The organism is Rhodococcus sp. X156 (assembly GCF_004006015.1).
Taxonomy (GTDB): domain Bacteria; phylum Actinomycetota; class Actinomycetes; order Mycobacteriales; family Mycobacteriaceae; genus X156.
In genome coordinates, this window is record NZ_CP034766.1 from 1468614 (window position 1) to 1486821 (window position 18208).

Consider the following 18208-nt stretch of genomic DNA (forward strand, 5'->3'; position numbering starts at 1 on the left):
AATCTCGAGACTCATTCCATTGCCCGAAATTACCGAGCAGGGAGCGCGGCGTGCACCTCGGTGCGCGACCCACCTGCCGACGTCACTACTTTGAGGACGGACCACCGATGAACACCCTGGACTCCCTGGACGCCCAGTCGCTGCGCAGCGACATTCCGGAGTTCCGCCCCGGCGACACCCTCAACGTGCACGTGCGCGTCATCGAGGGCACCCGCGAGCGGGTCCAGGTCTTCAAGGGTGTCGTCATCCGTCGTCAGGGCGGTGGCATCCGCGAGACCTTCACCGTCCGCAAGGTCTCCTTCGGCGTTGGCGTGGAGCGCACCTTCCCGGTGCACAGCCCCAACATCGCCCAGATCGAGGTCGCCACCCGCGGTGACGTGCGTCGCGCCAAGCTGTACTACCTGCGCGAGCTGCGCGGCAAGGCCGCCAAGATCAAGGAGAAGCGCTGACCTACAGGCCTTGTGGGCCGGGGAGGGACTAGCCTTCCTCCGTGCCCGGGGTCTACAGCGACAACAGCTTCTTTGCCGCGTCGCCCGAGAACACCGAGCCTGCCCCGCAGGAGACGGTCTCGGAGCGCCGGCGCAGACGACCGAGGTTGACCCGCACACCGGGTCGGCCTCGGTCGTTTCTGCGTGAGCTGCCCGTGCTGCTGGTGGTGGCGCTGCTGATCAGCCTCACCGTGCAGCACTTCGTGGCCAGGGTCTACGTGATCCCGTCGGCGTCGATGGAGCCCACGCTGCACGGCTGCCCGGGGTGCTCCAACGACCGCGTGGTGGTGGACAAGCTCACCTACCGCTTCAGCGAGATCACCTCCGGCGAGGTGGTGGTCTTCACCGGCCCGCCCAGCTGGACCAACGACTTCCAGACCACGCGCTCGGACAACGGCGTGCTGCGCCTGCTGCAGGAGGCCGGGTCCTTGGTGGGTCTGGCGCCACCGGACGAGCGCGACTTCGTCAAGCGGGTGATCGCCACCGGCGGGCAGACCGTGCACTGCTGCGACGACCTGGGGCACGTGGTGGTGGACAACCAGCCGCTGGCCGAGCCGTACGTGGTCAACGACTTCCCGTTTCCCACCGGGGAGGCCAGCTGCAGCACCCCGCTGCGCTCGGGACGCTGCTTCGACCCGGTGACCGTGCCGGAGGGCAGCCTGTGGGTGATGGGGGACAACCGCAGCAGCTCGGCCGACTCCCGGGTGCACGGACCCATCTCGGTGGCCGACGTGGTGGGCCGTGCGCGGCTGGTGGTGCTGCCGGTGGGGCGCTGGCAGGTGATCGACGCGCACGAGCCCCGGGCCGCGGACGCACCGCGCTGACACCGATCGGCTCCCGCCGTCCGTGAGCGGGCGGCGTGGCGTGCTCTAGCCTTGACCCGTGTCTGACGACGAGCACGATGCACCCACCGCGGAGAGCTCTCGGCCGTGGCGGCGCCGCCGGCAGACCGGCCAGCACGACGGTGGCCAGGGCGGCGACCAGCAGACCAAGCAGAAGCCGAAGCGCTCCTTCTGGCGGGAGCTGCCCATCCTCATCGTGGTGGCGCTGGCGCTGAGCTTCGTCATCCAGAACTTCGTGGCCAGGGTGTACGTGATCCCGTCGCAGTCGATGGAGCCCACCCTGCACGGCTGCGTGGACTGCACCAACGACCGCGTGCTGGTGGACAAGATCACCTACCGCTTCCACGAGCCGCGCCAGGGCGACGTGATCGTCTTCCGTGGTCCGGAGTCCTGGGACAACGACTTCACCAGCAACCGCTCCAGCAACGTCGTCGTGCGCGGGCTGCAGCAGTTCGGCTCGCTGGTGGGCCTGGCGCCGCCGGACGAGCGCGACTTCATCAAGCGGGTGATCGCCACCGGTGGGCAGACGGTGGAGTGCTGCGACGCCGAGGGCCGGGTGCTGGTGGACGGCAAGCCGCTGACCGAGCCCTACGTGGTCAACGACTTCGAGTTCGTCCCCGGGGTCCTCGACTGCACCACCCCGGTGCAGTCGGCGCGGTGCTTCGAGCCGGTCACCGTGCCCGAGGGCAACCTCTGGGTGATGGGGGACAACCGCAGCGACTCGGCCGACTCCCGCTACCACGTGGCCGACGACGCCCGCGGCACCGTGCCGGTGGACAACGTGCTGGGCAAGGCCTGGCTGATCGTCTCGCCCCTGTCCCGGTGGCAGGTGATCGACTCGCCCACCATCACCTCCACGGCCCAGGCGAGCGCCATGGCCCAGGCCAGCGTCACGGCCCCGCAGCCGGCGGACGACCAGGACACCGGCCCGCTGGGCGCGCTCGGGGTGGGCGCGCTGGCAGTGCTGCCGGTGGCCGGGCTTCGCCTGGGTGCCGCCCGCCGGGACTCCGAACGACAGGGTTCTGCACGACAGCGGTGAGCACTCAGTGGTGAAGGCACAGAAGTGGCCCCCGCGGGCCCTGGTCCGGCCGTCGCAGGGCCTGCGCACGCTGGAGGCGGCCCTGCAGCGCGTCGGGCTGGAGCATGTGGCCGGGGTGGACGAGGCCGGCCGGGGGGCCTGTGCGGGTCCGCTGGTGGTGGCCGCCTGCGTGCTGCCGCCGGGTCCGCAGCCCCGTCTGGACGGACTCACCGACTCCAAGAAGCTCAGCGAGGCCACCCGCGAGCGGCTCTTCCCGGTGATCCAGCGGCTGGCGGTGGCCAGCAGCGTGGTGGTGATCCCGGCCGAGGAGATCGACGCCAAGGGCGTGCACGTGATGAACATCGAGGGCATGCGTCGAGCCGTGTGCGCGCTGTCCGTGCCGCCGGACTACGTGCTGCTGGACGGGTTCCGGGTGCCGGGGCTGCCCGCCCCCTCGCTGCCGGTGATCGGAGGGGACGCCACGGCGCTGTGCATCGCCGCGGCCAGCGTGCTGGCCAAGGTCACCCGGGACCGGATCATGGTGCAGATGGACGCCGAGCTGCCTGGCTACGACTTCGCGGCGCACAAGGGGTACTCCACCCCGGCACACGCGCGGGCCATGCGGGCACTGGGTCCGTGTGTGCAGCACCGGATGTCGTATGCGAATGTGTCTGCAGCCCGCGCGGGGACGGCCACGCTGGTCGCCGCGGGGAGTCTGGCGATCGAATGTGCGCCATGATGGGGACGAAGGCTGAAGCGGCCATCCGGTACCAACGAGCAGGAGCGTCACAGCAATGAGTGCGGAAGATCTCGAGAAGTACGAGACCGAGATGGAGCTGTCGCTCTACCGCGAGTACCGGGACATCGTGGCGCAGTTCACCTACGTGGTGGAGACCGAGCGACGCTTCTACCTGGCGAACTCGGTGGAGGTGCACCCGCGCAACTCCGAGGGCGAGGTCTACTTCGAGCTGCGGATGGCCGACGCCTGGGTGTGGGACATGTACCGGCCGGCCCGCTTCCTCAAGAGCGTGCGGGTGATCACCTTCAAGGACGTCAACGTGGAAGAGCTGGACAAGCCGGACCTGCGGCTGCCCGAGGACGGTCCGTTCGGCGGCTAGTGCCACGCCGCTCAGGCGGTGTGCACCGTGGGGTGGACGGTGAAGTGCTTGCTCGCGGCCTCCTTGCCCCTGCTCGGCTCCTGTCCCGCCCGGGGGCGCAGCGCCAGCGCCACCGCGCCGAGGAGGCCGAGCGCGAGGAAACCCGCCCCGCCGTAGAGGGCGTAGGCGGAGGCGTCGGCAAAGCCCTCGGACAGCGCGGTGACCACCTCCGGGCCGCGCGGGCCCAGCTCGCCGGTGGTGCCCTGCTCGCGCAGGGCGCTGATCGCCCCGCCGGCGGAGCTGCGGGCGGCGTCGGCCAGGTCCTGTGCCGCGGGCGCCGCCACGCCCTGCTCCTCCAGGCGGGAGGCGCCGGCGCTGGCCACCCCCACCGAGAGGATGGTGCCGGCCACCGCGGTGCCGATGGCGCCACCGAGCTGGCGCACGGTGCTCTGGGTGGCCGAGCCCTGGCCGGACTCCGCGGCGGGGACCTGCGACAGCGTGAGCCCGGTCAGCTGGGCGGTGGTCAGACCCAGCCCGAAGCCGTAGACGAGCAGCGTAACGGTCACCTGCCAGGTGGGCACCGTCGCGGAGAGCACCAGGGCCACCGCCACGATGCCGACGATCTCCACCACCAGCCCGATCACCACCGTCCAGGCGACGCCGATCAGCGAGACCAGGCGCCGGGACAGCCCAGCGGCGAGGAAGGTGCCCACGGCCATGATGGCCAGCACGTAGCCGGCCCCCAGGGTGGACAGGCGCAGCACGTTCACCAGGTACAGCGGCAGCACGAACAGGGCGCCCAGCTCGCCGACGGACATCATGGTGGCGGTGAGGGTGCCGCCGCTGAAGGTGGGCAGCCGGAACAGGCTCAGGTCGAGGATCACCGACTTACCCCGCCGGCCGAGGAGGGCTTCCCAGCCGACGAACGCGGCCAGCGCCACCACCCCGACCAGCCCGCACACCGGCACCGCGGACAGCGCCGCCGTGGCCGGCCAGGTGAGGCCCAGCAGCCGCAGCTCGGCCGTCGGCGTCCACCAGCCCAGCTTGGGGCCCTGGATGATGGCGAAGATGACGGTGGAGAAGCCGATGATGCTGAGCACCAGCCCCCCGTAGTCCAGCCCCCGGCCCCGAGCGGGATCGCGTGACTCCGGCACCACCCACCAGGTGCCGAGGAGCACCAGCGCCCCGATGGGCAGGTTCACCAGGAAGATCCACGGCCAGGTGAACTGGGTGGTGATCCAGCCGCCGAGCAGCGGGCCGACGGCGGCCATCCCGGAGATCACCGCGCCCCACACGGCGAAGGCGATGACGCGGTCGCGGCCGCGGAAGGTGGCGTTGACCACCGAGAGGGTGGACGGCAGGACCAGCGCCCCGCCGATTCCCTGCACCAGGCGTGCCCACAGCAGCCAGCTGCCGCCGTCCGCGGCGGAGGCCAGGGCGCTGCCCGCCATGAAGACCAGCACGCCGAGGGCGAAGAACAGCCGCCGGCCGAACATGTCGCCCAGGCGCCCGGTGGTGAGCAGCAGGGAGGCGAACACCAAGGTGTAGAGGCTGTTGACCCACTGGGCGAGGTCCAGGCTGAGGTTCAGGTCAGCGATGAGCACCGGCAGCGCGGTGTTCACGATCGTCGCGTCCAGGATGATCATCGACAGCCCGACGGCGAGCACCGCCAGCGCCACCCACCGACTGCGTCCTTGACCGTTGGTGGGGCGGGGGAGCCAGTTCTGTGCGGGCATGAGCCACCTCCGACATGGGCGGGGTGACGCTCTGACGACCGGCTCCCGCTGCTGTGCGTGACCATCGGTCCCGGTCGTCTGGTGCCCGCCCGGGCCGCCACCTCATCCAGTATGCGGCTGCGTGGGCCGGGCGCTCAGTCGTCCAGCTGGGCGGCCAGGGTGCGGGGCGCGACGGTGCGATAGGCGTCGCGCACGATCGCGTCCAGCTCGGGGGACTGCACCTCGGTGAGGTGCACGCCCAACCAGCCGCGGTGGCCGACGTAGGCGGGCGGAAGAAGCGGGCGGGCTCGGTCTCCACCATCTCCTCCTGCACCCCGGGCGGGGCCGCGCACCAGATGGCCAGCCGCCCGTCGCCGTGGTGGTTGTCCAGGAACATGACGAAGGTCTTCTTGCCCCGGACGAAGAACGCCGGGCTGCTGTGGCTGAGCCGCTCCGAGACCTCCGGCAGCCCCAGGCACGCGGCGCGCACCGCGGTCAGGGCGTTGTCGACCTCGGTGCTGCTGTGCGGCGGGGTGCGCGGGCTCGGTTGGTCCATAGCGCATTGTCGGTCCGCCCGGGGCGGCCCGTCCAGGGCTCGCACAGCCCCTGAGCAGCGGCGGGGGACGGGGTTACCGTGGACAAACGAGCGAGGGGGGCGGCCATGGTCATGGCATCGAGGCCGGGGGTGCAGGTCGCGAGCACCCCGATCGCGGCGATCGACACCGTCGGGCTGGGCGGGGCCTTCCTCTCGGCCCTCGCCCGCACCGCCTTCCGGCGGCCGTGGAGCGGACCGGAGGGCCCGGTGCGCAACGTCGCGGTGGCCACCACCCGGGAGCTGGTCCGCTCGCTGATGGGGTACATGACCTCGTTGCCGATCGACGAGTTCCGTGCGCTGGAGAAGGTGCTGGACGACCTGAGCCAGGTCGCGCTGCCGCCGTTCGTGGCGGTGCAGGGGGTGCACGCCGAGCACAGCAGCGTGGCGGGGGTGCCGGGCATGTGGTTCCGCAGCACGCAGTCCGACCCCAGGGGCACGCTCCTCTACCTGCACGGCGGCGGCTACATCGGCACCTCACCCACCATGTACTCGGTGTTCATGGCGCACCTGGCGCGGGTCACCCGGTGCCAGGTCTTTGCGCCGGACTACCGGCTGGCCCCGGAGTTTCCCTACCCGGCGGCCACTGACGACGTCCTCGCCGTCATGCGGGCGCTGCTGAAGGCCGGGGTGCCCGACGACCGGCTGTTCGTGGCCGGCGACTCCGGCGGTGGTGGGCTGGCGGGCAGCGTGCTCAACGCGTGCGTGCTGAGCGGGGTGCGGCTGCCGGACGCGGTGGTGCTGTTCTCCCCGGAGGTCAGCCTGAGGCTGGGCAAGCCGTCGGTGCGGGAGAACGCCGCCCTGGACGTGCTGCCGTGGAACGTGCCCACCAATCCGTACCTGCACGGGCACAGCGCCGAGGACCCCGCGGTGGACCTGCTGGTGCAGGACCTGTCGCTGTGGCCGCCCACGTTCGTCTCCTACGGCGGTGACGAGGTGTTCCGCGACCCCATCCGCGACTTCGTGGAGCGGCTGCGCGCTGCCGGGGTGCCCTACCAGGCGCACGAGGTGGAGCACATGTTCCACGTGTTCCCGTTCCTGCTGCCCTGGGCCTACGAGAGCCGCGAGGTGTACCGACAGGTGGGGGACTTCCTCGCGATGGTGTCCCAGACCGCGCCGCACCGGACCGCCGAGCCGCTGGTGAACACCCCGCCCGTGGCGGCCACCACCAAGCCGGCCCGACGACGCCGCGCGGGGTCGGCCAGCCCGACGGCCTGATCCCGTCCCGGCCGTGCCGCACCCGTAGGTGCTGGTCAGGACGCTGCCGTCCGGTGACCCTGTGCACCCCCTCGTGACAGCAGCCGGGTGGCGAGGTGCATCCTGGAGCCACTGGTCGTTGTCTGCGGCAACTGTCTGCCCGGCATCAGCGCGAGGTGAGTTGCCGGGTCGAGCCGAGGGAGCAGCGCAGCATGGTGATGGGAGCACGGGTCGGCGTGGCGGTGGCGAGTGCGCCCATCGCCGTGGTGGACGTCGTCGGGCTGGGCGGCACCTTCGCCGCGGCGCTGGCGCGGACCGCGCTGCGCGCCCCGTGGCGGGGCAACGCCTCGGTGGTGCGCAACGTCGCGGTGTCCACCACGCGGGAGTGCGTGCGCTCGCTGATCGGCTACATGACCTCCCTGCCCATCGACGAGTTCCGCGCCCTGGAGCGCGTGCTGGACGGGGTCAGCGGGGTCGCGCTGCCGCCGTTCGTGCGGGCCCAGGGAGTGCGCATGGAGGCCGTCGCCGTCGCCGACGTGCCCGGGCTGTGGTTCCGCGCCCCGGACACCGAGCCGGTCGGGACCATCGTCTACCTGCACGGTGGGGGCTACATCGGCACCTCGCCCACCATGTACGCGGTGTTCATGGCCTACCTGGCCCGCACCAGCCGTTGCGACGTCTTCGTGCCCGACTACCGCCTCGCGCCGGAGTATCCCTACCCCGCGGCCACCGAGGACGTCGTCGCGGTGATCGGCGAGCTGCTGGCGGAGGGTGAGGTCTCCTCGGACCGGCTGTTCCTCGCCGGCGACTCCGGCGGCGGGGGACTGGCCGGCAGCGTGCTCAACGACCTGGTGCTGGACGAGCTGCCGCTGCCGGCCGGGGTGGTGCTGTTCTCGCCCGAGGTCAGCATGGTGCTCAACGAGCCCTCGGTGCAGGAGAACGCCGCCCTGGACGTGCTGCCCTGGAACGTGCCCACCAACCCCTACCTGCACGGGCACAACCCGGAGGACCCGTCGGTGTCGCTGCTGCACCAGGACCTGTCGCTGTGGCCGCCGACGTTCGTCTCCTACGGCAGTGACGAGATCTTCCGGGACGCCATCCGCAGCTTCGTGCAGCGGCTGGCCGAGCACGGCGTGCCGCACGAGGCGCACGAGGTGGCGGAGATGTTCCACGTCTTCCCGTTCCTGCTGCCCTGGGCGCAGGAGAGCCGCACGGTGTACCGGCAGGTGGGCAAGTTCATCGCGGGCGTGATGGCCGAGGAAGCGATCCACCCCGGGGTCGGCGCAGCCGTCAGCTAGCCCGCGGCGACCACGGGCTGGCGCAGGATCGTCCGCAGGCGTGCGGGCTCGGTCTTGCGCGGGTCGGACAGGTAGATCTCGTGGTGGCGCCCGGAGGGGCGCAGCCCCTGCGCGGGCAGGAACTCCTGGTGCAGGCGCTGCAGCGTGGGTCCTTCGCTGTCGTAGGAGCCCACGTGCAGGATCTGCGCGCTGCGGCCCTCGGGGTAGGGCTCGAAACGGGCCAGCTCGAGCGCCGGCAGGTCCTTCTCGGCCGCGGCGCGCGTGGCCTCGGCAACCAGGTCAGCGGTGATCCACTCCGGCTGGGCGATCATCACCGTCCAGTCCCAGGCGTCCTTGTCCCGCCGGGTGAACGCCGTCAGGTCCTCGGCGGACCAGAGGGCCTCCAGCGGAGCGACGGTGTGCACCTTCTCCAGCTGCCGCCTGGCCTCGGCGCGCACCGCGTAGGACAGGGGGTAGAGCGTCTGGACGGCGTCGCGGTAGGCGGCCGCCGTGTTGGGGTCGCCGTGGCCGTCGATCATGAGGAACGACAGCGTGGGCACGTCGACCACGCTGAAGCCGTCGGCCTTGGGCGCGTAGAGGCTGCGCAGCTCCTTCTTCACGTCGAAGCTCACCACGTGGTCACCTCTCCACGGTCCGGTCGGGTGCGGGCCTGACCTCCAGCATCTCGCGGTTGTGGCCCTTCTCGCCCCTTCGCCCACTGTCAGGGCCGAAACAGGTTGGCCGCGTGTGGGATACGCTTAGGGCCGAGATGGTGAACAGCGTGCTGTACTCCTGATCGTGGCGGCGGACCTGCACCGGCGCCAGCGCGAAACGGCAAACCCGACGGAAGTCGGGGACGCAAAGCCACGGGGCCCGCAGGGGTCAGCCGGGCTACCGAACGACCTGCTCGTCCTTCAGCACGTGCCGGCGTCTGCTGCGCCGCGACCCGTGGTGCAGTGCGAGGGCCACCACCACCAACACTGGGCACCTCATGACGACACTCGGACGACCCGCCATCTCGGCGATGAGGCCGCGATGACCCTGCGTGGAGCGGGGGACGGGCTGGCGCTGCACGGTGCGGGCGCGCCGCTGAGGCTGTTGCTCGTCGCGGAGCCCACGACCGACACGGCTCTCGTGCTGGTGCTGCTCACGAACCGCTTTCCGCACGCCTTCCTCGAGCTGCAGGTCGAGGTCGGCCAGGCTGCTGCGCTGGCCCGGCTGGCCGAAGACCCCTTCGACGTCGTCCTCGTGCACGTGCCGCAGCACCGGGCTCCGGGCGCGGCCGCCGCCGAGGAAGTGCGCGCCGCGCACCCCGCCACCCCGCTGCTGATCGTCACCGGCTCCACCGACAGCGACATGACCCTGTGGGCCCGGGTGGATGGAGCGCAGGCCATGGTGAGCGCGCTGCCCGGCGACCGCGCCGAGGATCGAGCGCTCCGGTACCTGGACCTGGCCCGGGGGCTCCTCGACGCCCAGGACGCACCCACCTGCGCTGTCGACCCGGAGGGTCGGATCGTCGCCGTCAACCTGGCGTGGCGCGACGTCACCGGGCGCAACGGCGGAACGGACGAGCTCTGCGGAGTGGGGGTCAGCTACCTGGACACCTGCGACCGGGCCGACCTGGACCGCCGGGGCAGCGGGACGCCGGACGCGGCGATCGTGGTCGGAGGACTCCGGCGGGTGCTCGCCGGCACGCTGGAGCTGTTCCGGCACGACTACGCGTGGCGCTCGCCCGACGAGAGCCGGTGGTTCCGCGTCCAGGTGACGTCGGCAACGATCAACGGCGGACGGGGAGCCGTGATCACCCACCTCGACACCACGAACGTGCGCGAGATCGAGCAGACCCTGGCGTACCAGTCGATGCACGACGCGCTGACCGACCTGCCCAACCGGGCCCTGCTGGTGGACCGTCTGGAGCAGGCGATCTGCGACGCCGACCGCCGCGGGCTCGGAGTGGCGGTGGCCCACCTGGACCTGACCAACTTCGAAAGGGTCAACCACCGGGTGCAGTACAGCGGAGGAGACCGCGTCCTCGTCCAGGTCGCCCAGCGCCTCCTCGCGCAGCTTCGGCCCGGCGACACCCTGGCTCGGGTGTCGGGGGACGAGTTCCTGGTGCTGTGGCGGGACCTGGACCTCGACGACCCGGAGGAGGTGCTCGCCCTGGGCGCGGGGCTGGTGACGGCGCTGGAGCAGCCCTTTGGCGCCGCCGACCTGCCGGTACCGGTCACCGGGAGCGTCGGCGTGGCGCGACACGTCACGGGTCGCGATCCCGAGCGAACCTTGAGCGCGGCCCGCCTGGCCCTCGCTGACGCCAAGACCCGAGGCCCCAGGAGCGTCGCCCTGTTCACGCAGGAGCTCGAGGAGGCGGTGATCGGCCGGACGACCCTGGAGACGGAGCTGCGGAAGGCGCTGGCGGGGAACGTCACCCAGTTCGTCCTGCACTACCAGCCGGTCGTCGACCTCACGACCGGCACGGTCGTGGCGGTCGAGTCGCTGGTGCGGTGGGAGCACCCGGTCCTGGGCCGGGTGGGGCCGGATCGATTCATCCCGATGGCGGAGGCGACCGGCCTCATCCACGTGCTGGGAGGCTGGGTGCTGGACCAGGCCGTCCGGGACGCGGTCGCCATGACGCACGAGGGTCGCGAGCTCGACGTCGCGGTCAACTTCTCTGTGCTGCAGCTCAACGACGACGCGGTCCGGCAGGTGCAGCAGGTGCTCGAGACCAGCGGCTTGCGGGCAGGGCGTCTGATGATCGAGGTGACCGAGTCGGCCTTCGTCGAGGACGAGGATGCCGTGGTCCGAACCCTGGAGGCGCTGTCGCAGCTGGGGGTTAACGTCGCCATCGACGACTTCGGCACCGGCTACAGCTCGTTGCACTACCTGCGCCGCTACCCCATCAACACCATCAAGATCGACCGCGAGTTCGTTGCCGGCATCGGGACCAACGTGGACGACGAGGCGATCTGCGAGAGCATCGTCGGCCTTGCCGCCGCCGTGGGTGCCGCGACCATCGCTGAGGGGGTGGAGACGGCGGAGCAGTACGCCTTCCTCCACTCGCTGGGATGTCAGCACGGGCAGGGCTTCCTGTGGTCGCGGCCCGTCCCGGTCGACCAGCTCGGTGCAGCCATCGCCGCCTGCGGTGACGTCCCGGTCGCCTCGGCGCGGTCCCGGACGTCCCGGACGTCCCGGACGTCCCGGACGTCGGCCGGGCCGCGGACACCACGATGACGGACGAGAGGGGGACGGACGAGAGGAGGACGACGAGCGAGCCCGCGGTGCCACCGTCCGTGGCGGCCGCGCGACTGGCCGGCCCTGCACACCAGGCCAGCGGGCGTGCGTACCCGCTGAACGCTGCCGTGCCCGATCCGACCGCCGTGGCCGCTGAGCTCGCCGCCACCCAGGCACTGCTGCGCGCGGGGTCAGCGACGGAGGTGAGCGCCATCGTGTCGACGCTCGTCCACGACCTCGGCGGGGCTCTCGTGGTGGCCCGCTACGCCGACCCGGCGACAACAGTCCCCCTCGACGTCGCGCTCGGTCTGGCGGAGCCGCTGCTGCCCTGCGCCGACCCCGTCAGCGTCGCGGCGATGCGCCTGCGAGCGGTGCTGCCGGAGTTCCTCGAGGCGGCGCGGCTCGTGCTCTCCCGCATGCGAGACCAGGAGCGGCGAGACGAGGAGGCGACGCGCGACCACCTGACGGGTGTCCTGACGCGGCGAGCCTGGATGCGGCGTCTGTCCAGCGCGGCGCCAGGCGATGGCGTCTGCCTAATCGACCTCGATCACTTCAAGAGCATCAACGACACCGGCGGCCACGCGGCGGGCGACAAGGTGCTGCGTGCGTTCGGTGCCCTGATGCTCCGCACCTTCCGCCGTGACGACGCCTGCGGACGCTACGGCGGTGACGAGTTCGTGTGCCTGACGCCCGGGCTGGCCGGGCCGAGCCTGGTGGCGATGGGTGAGCAGGTTCGGCAACGCTGGGAGTCGGAGCAACCAGCAGCTGCGACGCTGATCGGGCTCACGATCGGGGTGGCAGAGGTGGGCGAGGACGGCGGTCGGGCAGCGCTGCAGCTGGCGGACGCGGCGATGTACCGGGGCAAGAGCGCGGGCCGCAACCGCACGGAGCTGGGCTGTACCGCTGGGTCTGGCCGAGGTGGACCCACGTGAGTGCACCCGCCGACCCGTGCGCGGCCTACTTCCGCACGGTCGAGGAGTTCGACCTCCACGGAGCCAGTGACCTCGTGGTCGGGCTCCTGGACGACGGCATGCCGGTGGACCGGATCATCACCGAGGTCCTTGCGCCGGCGCAGGTGAGCATCGGTCAGCGATGGGAGTCGGGCCAGTGGTCCGTCGCCGACGAGCACGTGGCCACCTCGGTCACCGAGGCAGCGCTCGCCGCGCTGACCTACGCGGCGGTGCCCCGGCGGGGCGAGCACACCCGGCACGTGGCCGTGGCCTGCGTGGAGGGGGAGTGGCACAGCCTGCCGGCCCGGATGGCGGCTGCCATCGCGGGAGCGACGGGTGAGCTGCGGGTCACCATGCTCGGACCGTCCATGCCGGCTGAGCAGCTGCACCGTCGGCTCTCCGTCGGCGACATCGACGTGGTGGCGCTGTCCTGCTCCATGCCGACCAACCTCGTCGGCGCCGCCCGCTGCATCGCGGTGGCGCACGACCTGGAGGTGCCTGTCGTCGTCGGCGGCCGGGCTCTCGGTGCCCACCCGCGCCGGGCGCAGGCCATCGGGGCCGATGCCTGGGCGGTCGACGCTGGGGTGCTCCTGGAACCTCCGCCCGCGCTCACCGGACGCACCAGGGACGTGCCCACCGAGGTGCTGCTGCTCGACACCGTGGACGACGCGATCATCGGGCGGGCCCACGACCGGATGCTCGGTGCGTTCCCCCGGCTGTCGAGCATGACGTCGTACCAGCACGCGCGCACCCGGGAGGACCTCGGGTGGATTGTTCGGCACACGGCTGCTGCTCTGCTGACCGACGACGCGAGCATCGTGGGCGATGCCCTCACGTGGCTGTGCACGCTGCTGCGCGGGTTCGCGCCGGCGTCGGTGATCACCGGCACCGCTCAGCTGCTGGCGGAGACGCTCGAGCCGCAGGCGCCTGCCGGGGCAGCCATCCTGCGCCAGGCCATCGACACGACAGAGGGTGGCCTGAGGCTGGTGGGCGGCGACCGCATCACCTGAGCGCAGCTGTGCACAAGCACGCCCCGCTGTCCCCAGCTGCGGTGAACGGTGCACGCGGTGGGTGGCCCCTCGGCACGCTGGCGGTCCTCAGTGGCCGAGACCCTCGGCGACGCGACGCACCGGGGACCGCCGTGAACGCTGCGCAGACACACCCGCCCGAACCACCCGACGACGGTGAGCAGTCGGTGCTCGATTCACGAGCGGTGCTCAATTCACGAGCGGTGCTCGATTCACGAGCGGTGCCCAACCCGCGAGCGGTGCTGGGTGCCCACGGGGAGGACGTGGCCTCCCGCTACCTCACCGAGCGGGGCCTGGTGGTGCTGGACCGCAACTGGCGCTGCCGCCAGGGCGAGCTCGACCTGGTCGCGGTGGACGGGCAGACGCTGGTGGTGGTGGAGGTCAAGACCCGCACCGGTGTCGCGTTCGGCCATCCCGCCGAGTCGGTCACCCGCGAGAAGCTGCTGCGGCTGCGGCGCCTGGCGCAGCTCTGGCTGGCCGCGCACCGGGTGGGCTGGGTAGAGGTGCGCTTCGACGTGGTGTCGGTGCTGGTGCGGCCCGGCCGTCCGGTGGAGGTCGAGCACTTCCCGGGGGTCTACTGATGGCGCTGGGGCGGGCGCACTCGGTGGCCGTGAGCGGGGTGGACGGCCAGCTGGTGGAGATCGAGGCCTACCTGGGCAACGGGCTGCCCGGGGTGCACCTGGTGGGCCTGCCCGACACCGCGCTGCAGGAGTCGCGCGACCGGGTGCGCGCGGCGGTGGCCAACTCGGGGGAGAAGTGGCCCACCCGGCGCATCACGCTGGCGCTGTCGCCGGCGACGCTGCCCAAGGTGGGCTCGGTCTACGACGTGGCGCTGGCCTGCGCGGTGCTCCGAGCGTCGGGGGAGGTGCCGGCGCGGGCGATGGAGACCACCGTGCTGCTGGGCGAGCTGGCCCTGGACGGGCGGCTGCGCCGGGTGCGCGGGGTGCTGCCGGCCCTGCTCGCCGCCCGCAGCGCGGGCTGGCAACGAGCGCTGGTCCCCACCGACACCCTCGCCGAGGCGGGCCTGGTGGACGGGATCGAGGTGTACGCCGCCCCCACGCTGCGAGCAGCGCTGGCGTGGCTGCGCGGCGCCGGTGAGCTGCAGCGCCCCGGTGCTCGGGTGGTCGCCGAGCAGCACCTGAGCACCGACCTGGACGAGGTGGTGGGCCAGCCCGAGGCCCGGTGGGCGCTGGAGGTCGCCGCCGCCGGCGCGCACCACCTGCTGCTCACCGGACCGCCCGGCACCGGCAAGACCATGCTGGCGCAGCGCCTGCCCGGGTTGTTGCCCCCGCTGGGCGACGAGGAGGCGCTGGAGGTCACCGCCATCCACTCGGTGGCTGGGCTGCTCAGCGCCGAGCAGCCGCTCATCACCCGACCGGTGTTCGTGGCCCCGCACCACACCGCCTCGGTGAGCGCGCTGGTCGGTGGCGGCTCCGGGCTCGCCCGCCCAGGGGCGGTGAGCCAGGCCCACCGCGGCGTGCTCTTCCTGGACGAGTGCCCGGAGTTCTCCGCCCGCGCGCTGGAGGCGCTGCGCACCCCGCTGGAGGACGGGGAGGTGCGCATCGCCCGCCGCGACGGGGTGGCGCGGTACCCGGCCCGCTTCCAGCTGGTGCTCGCCGCCAACCCGTGCCCGTGCGCCCCCGCTCGGGAGCTGGACTGTGTGTGCCCGCCCACCGCGCGGCGGCGCTACCTGGGCAGGTTGTCCGGGCCGCTGCTGGACCGGGTGGACCTGCGGGTCCGGATGCGGGCGCTGGCGTCGAGCGCGCTGAGCGCGGAGGCGCCGGAGAGCACCGCCGCGGTGCGCGAGCGGGTGGGCCAGGCGCGGGAGGCTGCGGCGCAGCGGTGGAGCGGGCACGGCTGGCGCACCAACGCTGAGGTGCCCGGGCCCGCCCTGCGCCAACGCTTCCGGCTCGACCGGGCAGCGCTGGCCCCGCTGGAGCAAGCGCTGCGCAAGGGCCAGATCACCGCACGCGGGGCCGACCGGGCGCTGCGGGTGTCCTGGACGCTGGCCGACCTGGCCGGCGCGGCGAGCCCCGGGGCGGCCGAGGTGTCCACCGCGCTGGGCTTCCGGGACCGGAGGGCGGCATGAGCACCCGGGCGGTGGACAGCAGGCTGCGCGACTGGGCGTACCTGTCGGGGGTGGCCGAGGCGCCGTGCGCGCCGCTGTCGGCGTTCGTGGCGGAGGTGGGCCCGGAGCAGGCGGCGCGGGCCCTGCGGGAGCGCACCCTGCCACCGGCGCTGGACGGGCCTACCCAGAGCCGGCGCCACCGCGACACCGTCCGCGCCGACCTGGACCTGCTCGCGGTCCTTGGCGGCCGGTTGGTCACCCCGGACGACGAGGAGTGGCCCAGCTGGCGGTGGCTGGCGTTCAGCACGGCGACCGCAACCGGGGTGCGCGACGCGGTGGCTCCGCTGGCGCTGTGGGTGCTGGGCACGGCGCCGGTGGAGGAGCTCACCCGTCGGGCGGTGGCCATGGTGGGCACCCGGGCGGCCAGCGGCTACGGCGAGCACGTCACCGCCGAGCTGACCCACGACCTGGTGGCCGAGGGGTGGACGATCGTCTCGGGCGCGGCCTACGGCATCGACGGGGCCGCACACCGCGCGGCGCTGGCCGCGGGAGGACGCACGGTGGCCGTGCTCGCCTGCGGGGTGGACCGCGCCTACCCCGCCGGCCATGCGCCCCTGCTGCGGGAGATCGCGCGAGAGGGCCTGGTGCTCAGCGAGTACCCGCCGGGCACCACCCCCGCCAAGCACCGCTTCCTGGCCCGCAACCGGCTGGTGGCGGGCCTGGCCGACGGTGTCGTCGTGGTGGAGGCCGGCTGGCGCAGCGGGGCCCGCAACACCGCCACCTGGGCACGACACCTCGGGCGTCCGGTGCTGGCGGTGCCGGGCCCGGTCACCGCGCTCAGCTCGGCGGGGTGCCACCGGATGATCCGCACCGGGGAGGCGGTGCTGGCCACCAGTGCCGCGGAGGTGATCGAGGAGGCCGGGCGCATCGGGGAGCTGGCCGGGCCGCGGCAGGGCGAGCTGGACCTGCGGCCCACCGACGGGCTCGACCGGGTGAGCGCCCAGGTGCTCGAGGCGTTCCCGGCCCGCGGTGCGGTGAACGAGCGGCAGCTGGCGCAGCAGTCCGGGCTGCCGCTGGCGCAGGTGCGCGGGGCACTGCCGCTGCTGGAGATGGCGGGCTTGGCCGAGTGGACCGAGCAGGGCTGGAACCGGGCCCGCTAGCGGGCTGGCCGCAGAACCTGGTCCCGCCAACCAGAGGAGTCCGGGACGCGGGCGCACTGCCGCACGGACATCTGCTGCTCGCCGGTGGGGTGGACGGTCTTCGTCCGGCCCCACGGCACAGTGGGCCGGTACCGTCAATGACATGACTACAGGCGACGTGACTACAGCCGCAACACAACCCGTCCGCATCGGTGTCCAGCTCCAGCCGCAGCAGGCTCCTGACTACGGCATGATCCGCGACGCCGTGCTGCGCAGCGAGGAGCTCGGGGTCGACATCGTCTTCAACTGGGACCACTTCTTCCCGCTGTACGGCGACCCGGACGGCCCGCACTTCGAGTGCTGGACGATGCTCGCCGCCTGGGCCGAGCAGACCGAGCGGGTGGAGCTCGGCGCCCTGGTCACCGGCGGCGGGTACCGCAACCCCGACCTGCTCGCCGACATGGCCCGCACCGTCGACCACATCAGCGGTGGACGACTGATCCTGGGCATCGGTGGCGGCTGGTTCGAGAAGGACTACGAGGCCTACGGCTACGAGTTCGGCACCCCCGGCTCGCGGCTGCGCACCCTGGGGGAGAACCTGGACCGCATCGAGCGCCGCTTCGCGCTGCTCAACCCGGCGCCCACCCGGGAGATCCCGGTGCTCATCGGTGGTGGCGGCGAGCGCAAGACGCTGCGGCTGGTGGCCGAGCACGCCCACATCTGGCACAGCTTCGCCGACCTGGAGGCCCTGCGGCACAAGAACCAGGTGCTCGCGGCGCACTGCCAGGACGTCGGGCGCGACCCGGCCGCCATCGCCCGCTCGGTGTCGTTCCCCAAGGAAGGGGGCGCGGTCGCCGAGGACTTCGTCAACGAGGGCGTCAGCCTGTTCACCGTGGGCGTCGGTGGGCCCGACTACGACCTGACCGAGCTGCGCGACGCGATCGCCTGGCGCGACGCCCGCTAGGAGGGACCGGCGATGCCCCGCACCCGCCGGCCCAGCCCGATGGGCAGGCCGTCGGCGCACTGCCGGCGCACGATCTCCTGCAGCCGCTGCAGGGTGTCGGCGGCAAAGGGGCTCACCCCGCGGGTCTGCAGGCTCACGTGCAGGTCGAGCTGCTCACCGGTGGCGGCACGGTAGCCACCGGTGAGCGAGTACAGCTCGTGGAAGGTGTGCAGCCGCTTCGCGTCCACCCCGACCAGCCAGGAGTCCACCGCGATCTCCTCGCCCAGGCGCAGCTCGCGCTCGTAGGCGATGTGGGCGTCCACGACCATCTTTCCGCAGTGCCGCTGCGCCACGTAGCTGTCGCCGAGGCCGAGGTGCTCGGTGAGCGCGGCGTTGGACTCGTAGATGAGCAGCCCGTAGTGGCGCGAGTTCATGTGCCCGTTGACGTCGATCCACTCCGGCTGCACCGACCCGACGAAGCCGCGGAACGGGCCGGCGTTGGTGGTGGTGGGCGCGGTGCTGTCCATCAGGGCTGCCTCCGGGGTGTGCTCAGCGGGGAAGCCTGGAGTGTCGCCGCACCGCCCGGCCACGCACCGGGGAAGTCCCGGTGGTCGGGTGCGCGCCGG

The 18208-nt window shown here is 72.5% G+C and carries 16 protein-coding genes, 1 pseudogene and 1 riboswitch; of the genes and pseudogenes, 14 read left to right on the plus strand and 3 right to left on the minus strand.

Translation table 11 applies throughout. From position 1 onward, the window contains the following. Positions 1 to 107 precede the first annotated feature (107 nt). The 5 genes and pseudogenes from rplS (at position 108) to ELX43_RS06955 (ending at position 3466) form a co-directional block, all read left to right on the plus strand. Positions 108 to 449: a 50S ribosomal protein L19 gene (rplS, locus tag ELX43_RS06935; RefSeq protein WP_127782727.1), complete on the plus strand. Its 342-nt coding sequence runs from the start codon at positions 108 to 110 to the stop codon at positions 447 to 449. Positions 450 to 595: 146 nt separating this feature from the next. Next, positions 596 to 1312, plus strand: coding sequence for a signal peptidase I (lepB, locus tag ELX43_RS06940; RefSeq protein ID WP_127784740.1), 717 nt, complete (start codon positions 596 to 598; stop codon positions 1310 to 1312). Positions 1313 to 1370: 58 nt separating this feature from the next. Next, a pseudogene (lepB, locus tag ELX43_RS06945) lies at positions 1371 to 2156 on the plus strand (signal peptidase I); the annotation flags it as partial. Positions 2157 to 2379: 223 nt separating this feature from the next. Beyond that, positions 2380 to 3087: a ribonuclease HII gene (locus ELX43_RS06950; RefSeq protein WP_206518132.1), complete on the plus strand. Its 708-nt coding sequence runs from the start codon at positions 2380 to 2382 to the stop codon at positions 3085 to 3087. Between the two features lie 55 nt (positions 3088 to 3142). Then, on the plus strand, positions 3143 to 3466 hold the full coding sequence (locus tag ELX43_RS06955; RefSeq protein ID WP_127782729.1) for a DUF2469 domain-containing protein: 324 nt from the start codon (positions 3143 to 3145) through the stop codon (positions 3464 to 3466). Between the two features lie 11 nt (positions 3467 to 3477). On the opposite strand, the gene ELX43_RS06960 is transcribed toward ELX43_RS06955, so the two are convergent. Beyond that, positions 3478 to 5124 carry a DHA2 family efflux MFS transporter permease subunit gene (locus tag ELX43_RS06960; protein WP_241249815.1) on the minus strand — a complete coding sequence of 549 codons (1647 nt, stop codon included), beginning with the start codon at positions 5122 to 5124 and terminating at the stop codon, positions 3478 to 3480. 721 nt (positions 5125 to 5845) lie between these two features. Here ELX43_RS06960 and ELX43_RS06970 point away from each other — a divergent pair. Both ELX43_RS06970 and ELX43_RS06975 read left to right on the plus strand, forming a co-directional pair. Further along, positions 5846 to 6970, plus strand: a complete 1125-nt coding sequence (locus ELX43_RS06970) for an alpha/beta hydrolase fold domain-containing protein (RefSeq protein ID WP_346773867.1) — start codon at positions 5846 to 5848, stop codon at positions 6968 to 6970. Between the two features lie 191 nt (positions 6971 to 7161). Then, positions 7162 to 8247, plus strand: coding sequence for an alpha/beta hydrolase fold domain-containing protein (locus tag ELX43_RS06975; RefSeq protein WP_127782732.1), 1086 nt, complete (start codon positions 7162 to 7164; stop codon positions 8245 to 8247). On the opposite strand, the gene ELX43_RS06980 is transcribed toward ELX43_RS06975, so the two are convergent. Continuing rightward, positions 8244 to 8858, minus strand: a complete 615-nt coding sequence (locus ELX43_RS06980) for a GyrI-like domain-containing protein (protein ID WP_346773868.1) — start codon at positions 8856 to 8858, stop codon at positions 8244 to 8246. The genes ELX43_RS06975 and ELX43_RS06980 overlap by 4 nt on opposite strands. Before the next feature lie 191 nt (positions 8859 to 9049). Then, positions 9050 to 9125: riboswitch (cyclic di-GMP riboswitch) on the plus strand. A 136-nt stretch (positions 9126 to 9261) separates the two neighbouring features. On the opposite strand from ELX43_RS06980, the gene ELX43_RS06985 reads away from it, so the two are divergent. The 7 genes from ELX43_RS06985 (at position 9262) to ELX43_RS07015 (ending at position 17603) form a co-directional block, all read left to right on the plus strand. Further along, a complete protein-coding gene (locus ELX43_RS06985) occupies positions 9262 to 11454 on the plus strand; it encodes an EAL domain-containing protein (protein WP_127782734.1) in 2193 nt (730 codons plus the stop codon). Between the two features lie 203 nt (positions 11455 to 11657). Continuing rightward, the gene (locus ELX43_RS06990) at positions 11658 to 12386 is read left to right on the plus strand and encodes a GGDEF domain-containing protein (protein WP_164860598.1); all 729 of its coding nucleotides are present in this window, start codon (positions 11658 to 11660) and stop codon (positions 12384 to 12386) included. Continuing rightward, a complete protein-coding gene (locus ELX43_RS06995; protein WP_127782736.1) occupies positions 12383 to 13414 on the plus strand; it encodes a cobalamin-dependent protein in 1032 nt (343 codons plus the stop codon). The genes ELX43_RS06990 and ELX43_RS06995 overlap by 4 nt, the downstream gene beginning before the upstream one ends. Before the next feature lie 239 nt (positions 13415 to 13653). Continuing rightward, on the plus strand, positions 13654 to 14013 hold the full coding sequence (locus tag ELX43_RS07000; protein ID WP_206518210.1) for a YraN family protein: 360 nt from the start codon (positions 13654 to 13656) through the stop codon (positions 14011 to 14013). After that, positions 14013 to 15521 carry a YifB family Mg chelatase-like AAA ATPase gene (locus ELX43_RS07005; protein WP_127782737.1) on the plus strand — a complete coding sequence of 503 codons (1509 nt, stop codon included), beginning with the start codon at positions 14013 to 14015 and terminating at the stop codon, positions 15519 to 15521. The genes ELX43_RS07000 and ELX43_RS07005 overlap by 1 nt, the downstream gene beginning before the upstream one ends. Then, positions 15518 to 16660 (plus strand): DNA-processing protein DprA, encoded by a 1143-nt coding sequence (gene dprA / locus ELX43_RS07010; RefSeq protein ID WP_127782738.1) that lies wholly within the window; start codon positions 15518 to 15520, stop codon positions 16658 to 16660. Before ELX43_RS07005 ends, dprA begins: the two co-directional genes overlap by 4 nt. Positions 16661 to 16802: 142 nt before the next feature. After that, on the plus strand, positions 16803 to 17603 hold the full coding sequence (locus ELX43_RS07015; RefSeq protein ID WP_127782739.1) for an LLM class F420-dependent oxidoreductase: 801 nt from the start codon (positions 16803 to 16805) through the stop codon (positions 17601 to 17603). Here the strand turns inward: ELX43_RS07015 and ELX43_RS07020 are convergent. Beyond that, complete coding sequence (locus tag ELX43_RS07020) at positions 17600 to 18109, minus strand: thioesterase family protein (RefSeq protein WP_127782740.1); 510 nt, start codon at positions 18107 to 18109, stop codon at positions 17600 to 17602. The genes ELX43_RS07015 and ELX43_RS07020 overlap by 4 nt on opposite strands. Positions 18110 to 18208 lie beyond the last annotated feature (99 nt).